Annotated in this window: 14 protein-coding genes; all 14 read left to right on the top strand. The window is 70.1% G+C overall.

Annotation, left to right across the window (positions count from 1 at the left end; genetic code table 11):
* Position 1 precedes the first annotated feature (1 nt).
* Positions 2-283, top strand: coding sequence for a DUF503 domain-containing protein (locus tag QN206_06225; protein ID MDR7614406.1), 282 nt, complete (start codon positions 2-4; stop codon positions 281-283).
* Between the two features lie 15 nt (positions 284-298).
* The gene (gene rbfA / locus QN206_06220; protein ID MDR7614405.1) at positions 299-709 is read left to right on the top strand and encodes a 30S ribosome-binding factor RbfA; all 411 of its coding nucleotides are present in this window, start codon (positions 299-301) and stop codon (positions 707-709) included.
* Positions 672-1,664 carry a bifunctional oligoribonuclease/PAP phosphatase NrnA gene (locus QN206_06215; protein ID MDR7614404.1) on the top strand — a complete coding sequence of 331 codons (993 nt, stop codon included), beginning with the start codon at positions 672-674 and terminating at the stop codon, positions 1,662-1,664. The genes rbfA and QN206_06215 overlap by 38 nt, the downstream gene beginning before the upstream one ends.
* 12 nt (positions 1,665-1,676) lie before the next feature.
* On the top strand, positions 1,677-2,579 hold the full coding sequence (gene truB, locus QN206_06210; GenBank protein ID MDR7614403.1) for a tRNA pseudouridine(55) synthase TruB: 903 nt from the start codon (positions 1,677-1,679) through the stop codon (positions 2,577-2,579).
* Positions 2,579-3,391 (top strand): FAD synthetase family protein, encoded by an 813-nt coding sequence (locus tag QN206_06205; protein MDR7614402.1) that lies wholly within the window; start codon positions 2,579-2,581, stop codon positions 3,389-3,391. Before truB ends, QN206_06205 begins: the two co-directional genes overlap by 1 nt.
* Positions 3,392-3,422: 31 nt before the next feature.
* Positions 3,423-3,692 carry a 30S ribosomal protein S15 gene (rpsO, locus tag QN206_06200; protein MDR7614401.1) on the top strand — a complete coding sequence of 90 codons (270 nt, stop codon included), beginning with the start codon at positions 3,423-3,425 and terminating at the stop codon, positions 3,690-3,692.
* Between the two features lie 188 nt (positions 3,693-3,880).
* Positions 3,881-6,097 (top strand): polyribonucleotide nucleotidyltransferase, encoded by a 2,217-nt coding sequence (locus tag QN206_06195; protein ID MDR7614400.1) that lies wholly within the window; start codon positions 3,881-3,883, stop codon positions 6,095-6,097.
* Between the two features lie 10 nt (positions 6,098-6,107).
* Positions 6,108-7,385, top strand: coding sequence for a pitrilysin family protein (locus QN206_06190; protein ID MDR7614399.1), 1,278 nt, complete (start codon positions 6,108-6,110; stop codon positions 7,383-7,385).
* Complete coding sequence (gene dapB, locus QN206_06185; protein ID MDR7614398.1) at positions 7,382-8,203, top strand: 4-hydroxy-tetrahydrodipicolinate reductase; 822 nt, start codon at positions 7,382-7,384, stop codon at positions 8,201-8,203. The genes QN206_06190 and dapB overlap by 4 nt, the downstream gene beginning before the upstream one ends.
* A 26-nt stretch (positions 8,204-8,229) precedes the next feature.
* Positions 8,230-9,273, top strand: coding sequence for an aspartate-semialdehyde dehydrogenase (locus QN206_06180; protein ID MDR7614397.1), 1,044 nt, complete (start codon positions 8,230-8,232; stop codon positions 9,271-9,273).
* A gap of 52 nt (positions 9,274-9,325) precedes the next feature.
* Entirely contained in the window at positions 9,326-10,219 is an 894-nt protein-coding gene (gene dapA / locus QN206_06175) for a 4-hydroxy-tetrahydrodipicolinate synthase (GenBank protein ID MDR7614396.1), read from the top strand.
* Positions 10,220-11,890: a ribonuclease J gene (locus tag QN206_06170; GenBank protein ID MDR7614395.1), complete on the top strand. Its 1,671-nt coding sequence runs from the start codon at positions 10,220-10,222 to the stop codon at positions 11,888-11,890.
* Positions 11,891-11,896: 6 nt separating this feature from the next.
* Positions 11,897-12,739, top strand: a complete 843-nt coding sequence (locus QN206_06165) for an undecaprenyl-diphosphate phosphatase (protein MDR7614394.1) — start codon at positions 11,897-11,899, stop codon at positions 12,737-12,739.
* Complete coding sequence (locus tag QN206_06160) at positions 12,736-14,955, top strand: DNA translocase FtsK (GenBank protein ID MDR7614393.1); 2,220 nt, start codon at positions 12,736-12,738, stop codon at positions 14,953-14,955. Before QN206_06165 ends, QN206_06160 begins: the two co-directional genes overlap by 4 nt.
* The last annotated feature ends 36 nt before the right edge of the window (positions 14,956-14,991 follow it).

The following is a 14,991-nucleotide window of genomic DNA, read 5'->3' as shown; positions in this document are numbered from 1 at the left end:
CATGGTGGTGGGGACGCTGCGCGTCGCGCTCAGCCTGCCCGGACCTCGGAGCCTGAAGGACAAGCGGCGGATCGTGCACAGTCTCCTCCAACGTCTCCACAACGAGTTCGCGGTGGCGGCGGCGGAGGTGGACGACCAGGATCTGTGGGGCCGTGCCACCCTCGGGATCGCCGTGGTCACCAACGACGGGCAGCACGCGGACCAGGTGCTCGCCCGGGTCCTGCAGTACATCGAGCGGCAACCCGAGGCCGTGATCGTGGACTACGACGTGGAGATCCGGTAAAGCGAGGTGGTCCTCATGGCGTCCCCGCAGCGGGTGGAGAAGCTCCGGGAGCTGATCCGGGAGGAAGTGAGCGAGATCATCCACCGGGTCCTGAAGGACCCCCGCATCGGGTTCACCTCCGTAACGGACGTGGAGCTCAGCAGTGACCTGCGCCACGCGAAGATCTTCGTGAGCGTGCTGGGGAGCGAGGAGGACCGGCGCCGGACCATGGAGGCCCTGCAGAACGCGGTGGGATTCGTGCGCACGGAGCTGGGCCGGCGCATCCGGATCTACCGGACCCCGGAGATCCAGTTCCGGCTGGACACCTCCATCGAGCGGGGCACCCGGGTGATGGAGCTGCTCCGCTCCCTCTCCGCTCCCCAGGAGGGATCCGGGAGGACCGAGGACGATGGAGACGGTGCGGAATCGGATCGCGCGGGCACTTGAGTCGGCCCAGCGCATCCTCCTCGTGGTCCACGAGCGGCCGGACGCGGACGCCCTGGGAGGCGCCCTGGCCCTGGCGTTGGCCCTGGAGCGGTTGGGCAAGGAGGTGGTGGTGGGAAGCCAGGACGGTGTCCCCCTTCTGTATCGGTTCCTGCCCACCTGGGAGCGGGTGACCACAACGCCTCCCCAGGACGCCTTCGACGTGTCCGTGGGGATGGAGTGCAGCGATCTCTCCCGGGCCGGGAGGTTCGCGGTTGCCCTGGGCGCGGCCCAGGTGGTGGTCAACCTGGACCATCACCTCAACAACAGCGGGTATGGGGATCTGGTGTGGGTGGATCCGGAAGCGAGCGCGGTGGCGGAGCTCGTGGCGGAGCTGGTCCGGGAGCTCCGGGTGCCCTTTGAGGAACCCATCGCCACCTGTCTGATGGCGGGCCTCCTCACGGACACGGGATCCTTCCGGTACGCCTCCGTACGTCCCGAAAGCTTCCTGCTGGCCGCGGAGCTGGTGCGCAGCGGCGCCCGGCCCCACGAGATCTACGAGCAGGTGTACGAGTCCCGTTCCCCTGCCAGCATGCGGCTCCTCGGATGGAGCCTCGTGCGCCTGCGGCTCGAGATGGGGGGAGCCCTCGCGTGGACCACGGTGGACGAGGCCCTGCTGCGGGAAGTGGGGGGGAGCTGGGAGGATACGGAGAACATCGTCTCCCATCTGAGGGGGATTGCGGGCGTGCGCGTGGCGGTGCTCTTCCGGGTGGACGCGGAGGAAGTTCGGGTGAGCCTGCGCTCTCGGGGAGAGGTGCGGGTGAACGAGCTGGCGGCCCGGTTCGGGGGAGGAGGGCATGCGCAGGCCGCGGGGTTCACCTCCAAGGAACCCCCGGAGCAGGTGATCCGGAAAACCCTTCGCGCGGCGGAGGAGCTGCTGCGTGCAGCTCCCGCGTCCGGAACGCACGGATTCCCTTAAAGGGTGCGGCCCATGGACGGACTCCTGAACCTCCTGAAGCCCCCGGGCATGACCAGCCACGACTGCGTGGAGGAGCTGCGGGGTCTAGTGGGCATGCGGCGCATCGGGCACACGGGGACCCTGGACCCCGGGGCCGCGGGGGTCTTGGTGTGCTGCATCGGGCGGACCACCCGGCTCAGCGAGTTCCTCATGGAGCAGGACAAGGCGTACCGGGTGGAACTGGTCCTGGGAGTTTCCACCACCACGGGAGATGCCCTCGGGGAGGTCCTCGCCCGGAGGGAGGTGGCCGTGGAGCGGGAGGACCTGGAACGGGTCCTGCAGCGGTTCCGGGGGACCCTCCAGCAGGTGCCCCCCATGGTCTCCGCGGTGCACCACGAGGGCCGCCGCCTGTACGAGCTTGCCCGGAAGGGGATCGAGGTGGAGCGCTCGCCCCGCACCGTTACCGTCCACGAGATCCGCCTCCTCCGGTTCGATCCCCCGCGGGCCCTCCTGGACATCACGTGCTCCAAGGGAACCTACGTGCGCCAGCTGGCGCACGACATCGGGGAAGCGCTCGGGTGTGGAGCCCACGCGAGGTTCATGATCCGGACCCGGGTTGGCCCGCACCGTCTGGAGGAGAGCCATACCTTTGAGGAGATCCGGGAGTCCCTGCGCGTCGGGGAGTTCTCCCGCCTCCTGATCCCCCCTGCTCAGGCGCTGCCGGATCTCCCGGAGGTGGAGGTGGAGGGCCGCATGCGGGCCGCGGTGCTCCACGGGCAACCCCTTCCCCTGTGGAAAGTGGCCCCTCACCTCTCCCTCCCCCAGGGCGCCCTCGTCAAGGTCCTGGATGTGGAGGGGAACCTGGTGGCCATCGGCCGGGCGGTGGGGGGGCAGTTGCGGCCGTACAAGGTGCTCCTCGTGGCCTCGGGACGTTGATGCGGGTCTTCCACGCGCCGGAGGAGGTCCCCCCTGCTCCCACCTGCATCGCCCTGGGGACCTTCGACGGCGTCCACCTCGGTCACCGGGCGGTTCTGGAACGGACCGTGGCCTGGTCCCGGGAGCAAGGCTGGCGGAGCATGGCCCTTACCTTCCACCCACATCCCCTGGAGATCCTCGCCCCCCCTCCGGAGCCCTTCCTGCTCACCACCCTCGAAGAACGGATCGAGCGGATGGCGGCAACGGGGCTTCAGGCCCTGCTGGTGTTGAGGTTCGACGAGGCCCTGCGGAACACGGAACCCCACGCCTTCGTGGAGATGCTCGTCCACCGACTGGGGGTCCGAGGCGTGGTGTGTGGACCGGGCTTTGCCTTCGGTCGAGATCGGAAGGGGGATGTGCACCTGCTGGAACGTCTCGGGACCCGGATGGGGTTCGCGGTCCGGGTGTGCCCGCCCGTGGAGGTGGGAGGGGCTGCGGTGAGCAGCAGCCGCATCCGGGCTCTTCTCCGGGAGGGACGGGTGGAGGAAGCCACGGCGTTGCTGGGCGGCCCGTACGAGGCCCGCGTCCGGCTCCGACGTCAGGTCCAGGAGGCGGGGGGGGTTGTGGGCTGGTGCGAGGTCCCCTCCAGGAAGCTGGTGCCCGCGCCGGGGGCCTACGGGGTACAGGTGGGGGAGGAGGGAGAAGGGGTGGTCCAGATCCGATCCCAGGAGCTGATCCTCAGGGTTCCCCGACCCCTCCCTGCCCTCGCCCTCCTCCGGTTCGTGCGCCGCCTCGACCGAGAGCCCGTGTTTGCCCCCGGGGGAGGGGCGTGATAAGATGGACCCGGTTTCAGGAGGGGAGAGGATGGCTCTTCTGAAGGAGGAGAAACAAGCCCTCATCGAGCGGTTCCGCCGTTCGGACCCGGATACGGGCTCCCCGGAGGTCCAGGTGGCGCTCCTCACGGAGCGCATCCGGCTCCTCTCGGAGCACCTGAAGGTTCACCGCAAGGACCTCCACTCCCGTCGGGGCCTCATCCAGATGGTCAGCAAGCGCAGGCGGCTGTTGCGGTACCTCCAGCGGGAGGACCCGGAAAGGTACCGGCAGCTCATCGAGCGTCTGGGTCTCCGGAGATAAGGGCCGGAATGGATCGTCTCGGGCGGACGTAGTAGGGGGTGGGGAGGTCCGGGGACGGAGGGAGGGCGATCATCGCGACCTCTGCTTCGGGTCCGCGCTGACCTGGAGCAAAGCTCCCGGTGATCGAGCCCTCCTCTCCGGCCTCCCGAAGAACAGGCACCCGGAGTGCCGGAACGCGAGGAGGATCTATGGCCATTGCCGTCTCGTACGCTACCCCGGAGGTTCACCGGGTTACCTTTCAGGTGGGGGAGGAGGAGTGGGTCATCGAGACCGGCAAGCTGGCCCGCCAGGCGAACGGGGCGGTGACGGTCCGGTACGGGGAGACGGTGGTCCTCGTCACGGCCACGGCCTCCGAAAATCCCCGCGAGGGCATTGACTTCCTGCCCCTCACCTGCGAATTCGAGGAGCGGCTGTACGCCGCGGGCAAGATTCCGGGAAGCTTCTTCCGCCGGGAGGGCCGGCCCGGGGAACGGGCCATCCTCAGCGCGCGGCTCATGGATCGGCCCATCCGCCCCCTCTTCCCTAAGGGGTTCCGGAACGAGGTCCAGGTGATCGCCACCACCCTCTCCGCGGACAAGATCCACCCGCCGGACGTGGCCGCGGTGGTGGGGGCAAGCGCAGCCCTCGCCATCTCCGACATCCCCTGGGAGGGACCCATCGGATGCGTGCGCGTGGGTTGGGTGGACGGGCACCTCGTGCTGAATCCCACCCTCCAGCAGATCGAGGGGCCGAGCCGGCTGGACCTGGTGGTGGCCGCCACGGACGAGGCGGTGGTTATGCTGGAAGCCGGCGCGGACCAGGTGCCGGAGGAGGTGGTCCTGGAAGCCATCGAGCTCGCCCACGGGGAGTGCCGGAGGATCATCGCCGCCATCCGGGAGCTCGTGGAGAAGTCCGGCAAACCCAAGCGGACGTTCCCGCTCTTCACCGTGGACCCGGAGCTGGAGAGGGCCGTGCGGGAAGCGGCCACCCCGGTGATGGATGCCGCCCTGCGCAACGCGGATAAGCTGGCCCGGGAGGCCGCGGTGGCCCGGGCGGCGCAGGAAATCAGCGCGCGCCTGCTGGAGCAGTACCCGGATCGGGCCCTGGAGATCAAGACCGTCCTGGAGGCGGTCCAAAAGGATCTGGTGCGCCGCATGATCCTGGAGGAGGGCGTGCGCACGGACGGCCGGACCCCCACGGAGATCCGTCCTCTTTACCTCGAGGTGGGTCTCATGCCCCGGACCCATGGCAGCGCCCTCTTCCAGCGGGGGCAAACGCAGGTGCTCACCCTCTGCACCCTCGGCACAGGGGAGGACGAGCAGATCCTGGACGACCTGGGGATTCTCGAACGCAAGCGCTTCATGCACCACTACGTCTTCCCGCCCTACAGCACGGGGGAGGTCCGGCCCCTGCGGGGCCCCAGCCGACGGGAGATCGGGCACGGAGCCCTGGCGGAACGGGCCCTGGCGCGCATGATCCCGCCGGAGGAGGAGTTCCCCTATACCATTCGGCTCGTGAGCGAGGTCCTGGAAAGCAACGGCTCCACCTCCATGGCCTCCGTGTGCGGGAGCACCCTGGCCCTCATGGATGCGGGCGTTCCTATTCGGGCGCCCGTGGCGGGGATCTCCATCGGGCTCATGACGGGTGAGGACGGCCGTGCGGTGCTTCTCACGGACATCCAGGGGATCGAGGACGCCCACGGGGACATGGACTTCAAGGTGGCGGGCACCCGGGAGGGGATCACCGCCATCCAGCTGGACATCAAGCTGCGGGGGCTTTCGCGGGACCTCATCGCCGAGGCCTTGAGCCGGGCCCGGGAGGCTCGGCTTGCCATCCTGGACGCCATGCTCCAGGTCCTCCCCGCTCCCCGTCGCGAGCTCTCGAAGTACGCCCCGCGCCTGGTGACCCTGCAGATCCCGCCCGAAAAGATCCGGGAGGTGATCGGTCCGGGCGGGAAGGTCATCAACCGGATCACGGCGGAGACGGGCACCCGGATCGAGGTGGAGCAGGACGGCCGGGTGATCATCGCCAGCACCAGCGAGGAGGCCGCTCAGAGGGCGATGCAGATGATCCGGGAGATCGTGCGGGAGGTGGAGGTGGGCCAGACCTACCTCGGCCGGGTCACCCGGCTCACCAGCTTCGGCGCCTTCGTGGAGGTCCTGCCGGGGAAGGAAGGCCTGGTGCACATCTCCGAACTCAGCGACCGGCGGGTGAACCGGGTGGAGGACGTGGTGAAGGTGGGCGACCAGATCCTCGTGCGGGTGAAGGAGATCGACGCCCTGGGCCGGGTCAACCTCACCCGTCGTGGGTTGACGTCGGAGGGGGAGGCACCCGCCTCCGCGGCACCCGCCCGGGGACGTGAGCGTGAAGACCGGCGGCCGGTCCGTCCGGATGCCCGGCCCCGCAGGCCCGAGCCCCGACGGTAGGGGAGCGGTCGTGGACAGCGAGGTACGGAGGACCCGGCTCCCGAGCGGGATCCGGGTGGTCACGGAGGCCATTCCCGACGCCCGCACCGTCACCCTCGGCATCTGGGTGGAGACGGGAACCCGCTTCGAGCCGCCCGAGTGGGCGGGCATCTCCCATTTCGTGGAGCACATGCTGTTCAAGGGGACCCGTCGCCGCAGCGCGCAACAGATCGCGGAGGAGGTGGACGCCCTGGGGGGACAGCTGAATGCGTTCACGGATCGGGAACTCACCTGCTACTACGTGCGGGTCCTTGCGGATCACCTGCCCCGGGCCGCGGAAATCCTGGCGGACATGCTGGTGGCCTCCGTCTTCGACCCGGAGGCCATCGAGAAGGAACGGCAGGTGATCCTGGAAGAGATCAAGATGTATGAGGACAGCCCGGATGACCTCGTGCAGGATCTGTTCCTGGAGACCCTGTGGGCCGGGGATCCCCTGGGGCGGCCCGTCATCGGCACCGCGCACACGGTGCGGCGACTCCACCGGGAAGCGTTCCTGGAGTACATGGCCCGGGAGTACGTGCCCGGCCGCACCCTGGTGGCGGCCAGCGGAGCCGTACACCACGAGGCCATGGTGACCCTGGTCCAGGACCTGCTCGCCCCCCTCCAGGGAGCGGCCCTGCCCCGGACCCTGAAGCCCCCGGAGGTACGGCGGGAGGTGAGGGTGCGGGAGAAGGACACGGAGCAGGTCCACCTCTGCTTCGGCTATCCAGGGCTCCCGCAGGCGCATCCCGATCGGTACGTCCAGGCGGTTCTGGAGACCATCGCGGGAGGCGGGATGAGCAGCCGCCTTTTCCAGGAGATCCGGGAGAAGCGGGGATTGGTGTACACCATCGGGACCTTCTCCGCCATGTACCGGGAGGCGGGTGCCCTGGCCGTCTACGCGGGGACGAGCCCGGAGCGGGTGGGGGAGGTGTTGGAGATCTCCCTTCGGGAACTGGGGCGGTTGCGGGCGGAACCGGTGCCGGAAGAGGAGCTGCGGCGGGCGAAGGAGTCCCTGAAGGGCAGCCTCATGCTCTCCCTGGAGGGGACCGCGCCGCGCATGTTCTACCTGGCCCGCAGCGAGCTGTACCTGGGCCGCTACGTCTCGCCGGACGAGATCCTCGCGGAGGTGGAGGGGGTGACCGCGGAGCGCGTTCAGCGGCTCGCTCAGGAGCTCCTGAGCGGACCTCCCACCTTGGCCGCGGTGGGGCCGGAGGGAGCGGACCAAATGGTCCGGGGCTGGTTCGAATCCGTGGGGGTGGTGGTGTGAGACAGTCCGCTTCGTCCGTCCTGCGGGTGGCGGTCTCCGGGGCCGCGGGCCGCATGGGCCGCGCGGTGGTTCGGGCCGTGGCTGGGCAACCGGATCTGCGCCTCGTGGCGGCCTTCGGACACGCGCGGGCCCTCGGGGAGGATGCGGGGGAGGTGGCGGGGGTGGGCCCGCTTGGGGTTCCCATCCGGCCCGCGGAGGAGATTGAGAGGCTCGTCGCCGACGTGCTCGTGGACTTCGCCGCGGGTGAGGCCACCCTGACGAATGCCCTCCGCGCGGTGAGAAGAGGTGTGCGACCCGTGGTGGGAGGGACGGGATACGATCCAGCCGCCCTGGGGATCCTCGAACGGGCATGCGGGGAGGAGGGCGTGGGGGGCGTGGTGGCACCTAACTTCGCCCTGGGGGCCGCCCTGATGATGCGGTTCGCGGGTCTCGCGGCCCGGTACTTCCCGCACGTGGAGATCTTGGAGCTCCATCACGACCGGAAGAAGGACGCGCCGAGCGGCACGGCGCTTCGAACCGCCCAGCTCATCGCCTCGGCCCGCTCCGCCCTCCCGGAGAGAGCGGTCCAGGAGGCGGAGACGGTGCCGGGGGCCCGGGGCGGGGTGTGGGAGGGAGTCCGGGTACACAGCGTGCGGCTTCCGGGACTGGTGGCCCACCAGGAGGTGATCTTCGGAGGACCCGGACAGGTCCTCCGCATCCGCCACGATGCCGTGAGCGAGGAGGCGTACTTTCCGGGGATCCTGCTCGCCGTCCGGCGGGTCATGGAGCTGGACCGCCTCGTGGTGGGCCTGGAGACCCTGCTGGCCTTGGAAGGCTAATCCATGGGAACCGCGGAGGTGAAGCCGTGTCCGGCGGATACGTGGTCGCCGTGGTAGGGGCCACGGGCGCGGTGGGGCGCCAGGTGGTGAACGTCCTGGAGACCCGGAACTTCCCGGTCCGGGAGCTGCGGTTGCTGGCGAGTCCGCGCTCCGCGGGAAAGCGAGTGGACGGCCACCTGGTGGAAGCCCTCCACGAGGAGGCGTTCGAGGGATGTGACATCGCCCTCTTCGACACCCCGGACGAGGTGGCCCGGGAGTGGGTGCCTCGGGCTGCGGCTCGCGGATGCGTGGTGATCGACAATTCCGCGGCGTTTCGTCTCGAGCGGGATGTGCCGCTGGTGATTCCGGAGATCAACGCCCACCGGATCCTGGACCGGCCCCGGAACATCATCGCCAACCCCAACTGCACCACCGCCACCTTCCTCATGCCCCTCGCGCCCCTCCACCGGGCGTTCGGCCTGCGCTGGGCGGTGGTCTGCTCCTACCAGTCCGTCTCCGGCGCGGGCCAGCGGGGAACGGAGCAGCTGTGGCTGGAGATGCGGGCCGTGGTGGAGCGGGGGGAACCTCTCACGGAGCCTTTGGGGGATGCCTTCCCGCACCCCATCGCCTGCAACCTCCTCCCCGCCATCGGATCCGTGAAGGAGGACGGGTGGACCAGCGAGGAGCGCAAGGCGCTGTTGGAAAGCCGCAAGATCCTGGAGCTCCCGGACCTGGAGGTGGCCGTCACCTGCGTGCGGGTCCCCACCTTGGTGGGGCACGGGGTGGCGGTGCACGCGGCCTTCGCGCGGACCCCCACCGCGGAGGAGGCCCGGAGGGTCCTCTCGGATGCCCCGGGGATCGAGGTGGTGGACGACCCCCTCCGCCACCGGTACCCCACCCCCCTCGGAGCCGCCAGCCGGGATCCCGTGTACGTGGGGCGCATCCGGCGAGACGGCATGGGGAACCTGGCCTTCTTCGCCGTGGCGGACAATCTCCGGAAGGGGGCGGCCCTCAACGCGGTCCAGATCGCGGAGGTCCTCATCGCGCAGGACCCCCGCCTCGGCAAGGCGCCGGCCCCGGCCCGCCGGTAGGGAAGGGGAAGGTGGGTGGGGAATTGAGCAGGGAAGACCATCGGGGGAGGCGATGGAGATGAACTGGGGACGCGTGATCACCGCCATGGCCACGCCCTTCGACCCAGACGGCCGGCTGGACGAGGCACGGGCTGCACAGCTCGCGGTACGCCTGGTGGAGACGGGGACGGACGCCCTCGTGGTGTGCGGTACCACGGGGGAAGCCCCCACCCTCTCGGACGAGGAGAAGATCCGACTCGTCCGCGTGGTGAAGGGAGCGGTGGGCGGGCGGGCCCCCGTGATCGCGGGAACGGGCACCTACGACACCGCCCACTCCGTCCACCTCAGCGAGGAGGCAAAGCGGGCGGGTGCGGATGGCCTCCTGCTCGTGGTCCCGTACTACAACCGTCCCTCGCAGGAGGGGATCTACCGCCACTTCCGGACCATCGCGGAGCGGGTAGACCTCCCCATCCTGCTCTACAACATTCCCGCCCGCACGGGCACCAACATGCTGCCGGAAACCGTGGCCCGATTGAGCGAGATCCCCAACATCGTGGGCGTCAAGGACGCCTCGGGGAGCCCAGACCAGGTCTCCGAGATCCGGCGCCGTACGCCCGAGGACTTCCTCATCTACAGCGGGGACGACAGCCTTACCCTGCCTTACCTGAGCGTGGGCGCGGTGGGCGTGGTGAGCGTGGCCTCGCACCTGGTGGGCCGCGAGATCGGGGAGATGATCGACCTCTTCTTCGCCGGCCGGGTGGCGGAGGCCCGGCGGCTGCACCTGCGCCTGTATCCGCTCTTCCGGGTGCTCTTCATCGCGCCCAATCCCGTGCCCCTCAAGGCCGCTCTGAACCTCGTGGGCTTTCCCATCGGGGCTCCCCGACTTCCCCTGGTGGAGGCCACGGAGAAGGAGCGGGAGCAGATCGGGGCGGTCCTGCGGGAGCTGGCGGTGGCCACCGTGGCGTAGATGGCACGCGGCCGCAGGCGCCCTCATGGAGAGGGAGTCCTCCGGGTCATCCCCCTCGGAGGGCTCGGGGAGATCGGCAAGAACGCTACCCTGGTCCAGTGGCGCCAGGAGGCGGTGCTGGTGGACGCGGGGGTCCAGTTCCCGGAGGAGGAGCTGTTCGGGGTAGATCTGGTGATCCCGGACTTCTCCGTGCTCCGCCGGGACGGGCGTCGGGTGCTGGGGGTGTTGCTGACCCACGGACACGAGGACCACCTGGGGGCTCTGCCGTTCCTGCTGCGGACGTTGCCCGTGCCCGTCTACGGGACCCGGCTCACGGTGGGCCTCGCCCGGGCCAAATCCCCCCCCGAGGCCACCTTCCATACCACGCAGCCCCGGACCCGAATCCGGTTGGGCCCCTTCGAGGCGGAGTGGATCCGGGTGAGCCACAGCATCCCGGACAGCTGCGCCATCGCCCTGCGCACCCCGGTGGGTACCCTGGTCTTCAGCGGGGACTTCAAGTTCGATCAGACGCCCATTGACGGGCGGCCCCCGGATCTGGCACGGCTCGCGGAGCTGGGAGAGGAAGGGGTGCTGGCCCTGTTCCTCGACAGCACGAACGTGGAACGTCCCGGCATGACCCCCTCGGAACGGGTGGTGGGGGAGGCCTTTCAGGATCTCTTCCCCAGGATGGGCGGGCGCATCCTTCTCACCACCTTCGCCACGAACGTGCACCGGATCCAGCAGGCCATCGATGCCGCGGCGCGGGTACGCCGGAAGGTGGCGGTGGTGGGCCGGAACATGGAGGAGGTGGTTCGGACCGCCTCAGCCCTCGGCTATCTCCACATCCCGCCGGGGTTGCTCGTCTCCGTGGAGGAGGCGAACCGGCTTGCGGATCCGCGGGTCCTGTTCCTGGTCACGGGCTCTCAGGGGGAGCCGTTCTCCGCCCTCGCCCGGATCTCCGCGGGCTCCCACCGGCAGGTCTCCCTCCGTCCCGGGGACACGGTGATCTTCTCCGCCTCTCCCATCCCCGGCAACGAGGTCCTGGTGGCGCGGACCATCGATGCCCTGTTCCGGGCGGGCGCGGAGGTCATCTACGGGGCCGCCTCGGGCGTGCACGTCTCCGGACACGCCTCCCAGGAGGAGCTCCGACTCATGATCAACCTCCTCCGCCCCCGATACGTGGTCCCCGTGCACGGGGAGTACCGGCACCTGATCCTCAACGCGCGCCTCGCTCAAAGCGTGGGGATCCCGTTGGATCGGGTCCTGGTGGGGACGAACGGCACCGTCTTCGCCTTCACCGCCGCGGAAGGGCGCCTGGCGGGGCGGGAGGACGTCTCCAACGTGCTCGTGGACGGACTGGGAGTAGGGGACGTGGGGGAAGCCGTGCTCCGGGACCGCCAGCACCTCGCCCGGGACGGAATCGTGGTGGCGGTGGTGGGGCTTGAGCGGGAGAGCGGCCGGATCGTGCATGGGCCGGAAATCGTAACCCGGGGGTTCGTGCACGCGCCGGAGGCGGGCGGGCTCCTCCAGGAGAGCCGGCGCAGGGTCGTGGAAGCGGTCACCCGGTGCTGGCGGAGGGGACAGACGGAGCTCGGGGTCGTGCGGGGGGAGATCCGGGATGCCCTTTTCCGATTCCTCCACCGGAAAACAGGACGGCAACCCATGATCCTTCCCCTCGTGGTGGAGCTCTAGCGGGCCATGGGATGGGGGTTCCCGTTCCCCGGGGACGGCGCATACCTGTGGCGGATGGTGGTGCTGGGCGCCCTCCAGGGCCTCACGGAGTTCCTCCCCGTCAGCAGCTCCGCGCACCTGGTTTTCGCGGAGTCCCTCCTGGGACTTCCCCGGCCGGGGCTCCTGCTGGAAGCCGCGCTGCACCTGGGAACCGTGGGCGCGGTGCTCGCGTTGTACGGCCGGGATCTGGGGACACTCCTGCGGGCGTGGGGCCGTGCTCCCTTCCAGGTCGCCACCAACCCCTCGGGCCGGGTGGTGTGGCTGTTGATGTGCACCACCGCGGTCACGGGCCTCGCGGGAGTTCTGTTCATGGAGCCCCTGGAGGCCATGTTCGCCTCCGTTCGATGGACCGCCTTCCAGCTCGTGCTCACGGGCCTCATCCTCTGGTGGGCGCCGCGCACGGGAAGCCGGGCCCTGCACCACATGACGTGGGCGGATGCGGGGTGGGTGGGACTTGCGCAGGCGGTCTCCATCGTCCCGGGGATCTCCCGGTCCGGGATCACCATCGTCGCGGCCCTGTGGCGGGGCATCGGGCGGGAGGAGGCGGCCCGCTACTCCTTTCTCGCGGCGGTTCCCGCCATCCTCGGCGCTGCAGGGTTTTCCCTGCTCCGGGATTGGCAATCCGCCGCATCCCTGGGATACTCGGCCGTGGACCTCCTGATCGGGTTCGCCAGCGCCCTGGGATTCGGGGTGCTGGCCATCCGGTGGCTGATGCGCTTCCTGCAGCACGGTCGGCTCAGGGCCTTCGCCTGGTACTGCTGGATCGTGGGGCTGGCTGCCCTGGCGTATGCGTGGAGGCGGGGCCTATGAGCCGTCCAGCTCGCCATCGCCCTTCCACCCGCCGGCGCGCAAGGCGCCGGAGCCCGGCCCGCAGGATCCTGAGCCTGGCCTTGCTGGTGGCCGCATCCGCGGCCGCGTTGAGCCTGCTGCCCGGTGCGGACGGCGCGCTCAGCCGCGCCCTCCGGTCCGGTGCCCGATTCCTGTTCGGAGTCCACGCGTGGGGCCTTCCCGCCCTTCTCGCCCTCCTGGGGTTCCTGCTGCTCGCCCTGCAGCGCCCCCGGATCACCCCGCGCCTGGGAGGGCTCCTGCTGGCCTTTGCCGGGCTTGTGCTCTGGGCCCACGCCTCGGTCCCTGCGGGGCAGGAACTCCCGGCGGGGATGAGGGGAATCGGGGGCGGGGTTGTGGGGGGTGCCCAGGCATGGGGGTGGCGGCGCCTACTAGGAGCCTTCGGAGTTTGGGTGGGGGTGGGCCTGACGGGCCTGGGTGCCCTCTTCCTGTTGAGCCAGCGCAGCCCCGTGCGGGTCCTCGAGGCGGCCACAGACGGGGTGCAGGCGCTCGTGGCGAGGACGGGAGCCCGCATCCGGGAGGGCAGGCGGACGGCCCGCCTGCCCGGCCAACCCCCGCCCCAGAGGTCGCGGGTGGTTCCTCTCGAACCGAGACGGAACTCCCCACCGCCTTCCCCTCCTGCCCCCCAGGTTTTGGGACAGCCCGGTGCCCAGGAACCCGGGGAGCGTCCAGAACCCATCCTCGCGGTGGAAGCCCCGCCCGCCGGACGGTGGGTCCTTCCACCGCTGGATCTCCTCCACCCGCCCCCGGACCCCCGTACCCGCCAGAAGCTCCAGCCCCAGGAGGTGGCCCGGGCCCTGGAGGACTGCCTCCGTTCGTTCGGGGTGGAGGCCCGCTGCGTGGGGTGGGATCAGGGGCCTGTGGTGACCCGGTACGAGCTCCAGCCGGCTCCAGGGGTCAAGGTACAGCGCATCACGAGCCTCGCGAACGACATCGCCCTGGCCCTGGCCGCACCTTCCGTGCGCATCGAGGCCCCCATTCCCGGGAAATCCGCGGTGGGCATCGAACTCCCCAACGAGCAGGCGGCCCTGGTCACCCTGCGGGAACTCCTGGAGGCTCCTCCCTTCGAGCGACCCGACCCTCTGCTGGTGGCCCTGGGGAAGGACATCGCGGGATATCCGGTGGTGGCGAACCTCGTGGAGATGCCGCACCTGCTGATCGCGGGCGCCACGGGGTCCGGGAAGAGCGTGATGCTGAACACCCTCATCGCGTGCCTGCTCATGCGGGCCACGCCGGACCAGGTGCGGTTGGTGCTCATCGATCCCAAACGGGTGGAGCTGGTGCACTACGAGGACGTACCGCACCTCCTCGTGCCCGTGGTGCGCACGCCGAAGGAGGCCGCGGCGAAGCTGCGGCGCCTCCTGGAGGGCATGGAACGGCGGTACGAGGTCTTCGCCCGGGCCGGGGTCCGGAACCTCCAGGCCTTTAACGGCCTCGCTCCGGAGGAGCGGGAGCGGGCCCTGCGGGAGATCCCGGGGGAGAAGTTGGGGGAGGGGGAGGATGGAGCCCTGCCGTACGTGGTGGTGGTCATCGACGAGCTGGCGGACCTGATGATGGTGGCCCCCGCGGAGTTCGAGGACTGTATCGTGCGGCTCACGCAGATGAGCAGGGCCACGGGCATCCACCTGGTGGTGGCGACCCAGCGGCCTTCCGTGGACGTGATCACCGGCCTCATCAAGGCCAACATCCCGTCCCGCATCGCCTTCGCGGTCTCTTCCATGGCGGACTCCCGCACCATCCTCGACGCTCCCGGCGCGGAGAAGCTCCTGGGTCGGGGCGACATGCTCTACCTCCCCATCGGCGCCAGCCGTCCCACCCGCGTGCAGGGGGCCTTCGTGTCAGATCCGGAGATCGAGCGGCTGGTGGATTTCTGGAAGGACCAGGGACGGCCCGCCTACGATCCCGGGCTCCTAAAGGCGCAGGCCGCGGAGGAAGGGGAGGGGGGGGAGGACGAGCTGTTGGCCCAGGCGGCCCGGATCGTGGTGCAGGCGGGCTACGGGTCGGTTTCCCTGCTGCAGCGAAAAATGCGGATCGGGTACGTGCGCGCCGCCCGCTTGGTGGACCAGCTGGAAGCCCGGGGGATCGTGGGCCCGGCCCAGGGGGCCAACCCCCGCGAGGTGCTGGTGGGGCCGGATGACCTGGAGCGCCTTTTTCCCGGGACGGGCCCTGAACGCGCCTAGCCCACCGCGATGCCTCTGCTACCATAAAAAGTGCGG

The sequence above is a fragment of the Armatimonadota bacterium genome (genome assembly GCA_031460175.1).
Classification (GTDB): Bacteria; Sysuimicrobiota; Sysuimicrobiia; order Sysuimicrobiales; family Sysuimicrobiaceae; genus Sysuimicrobium; species Sysuimicrobium tengchongense.
The sequence above is the reverse complement of the archived record's forward strand: the minus strand, read 5'-3'. Positions and strand labels throughout refer to the sequence as shown.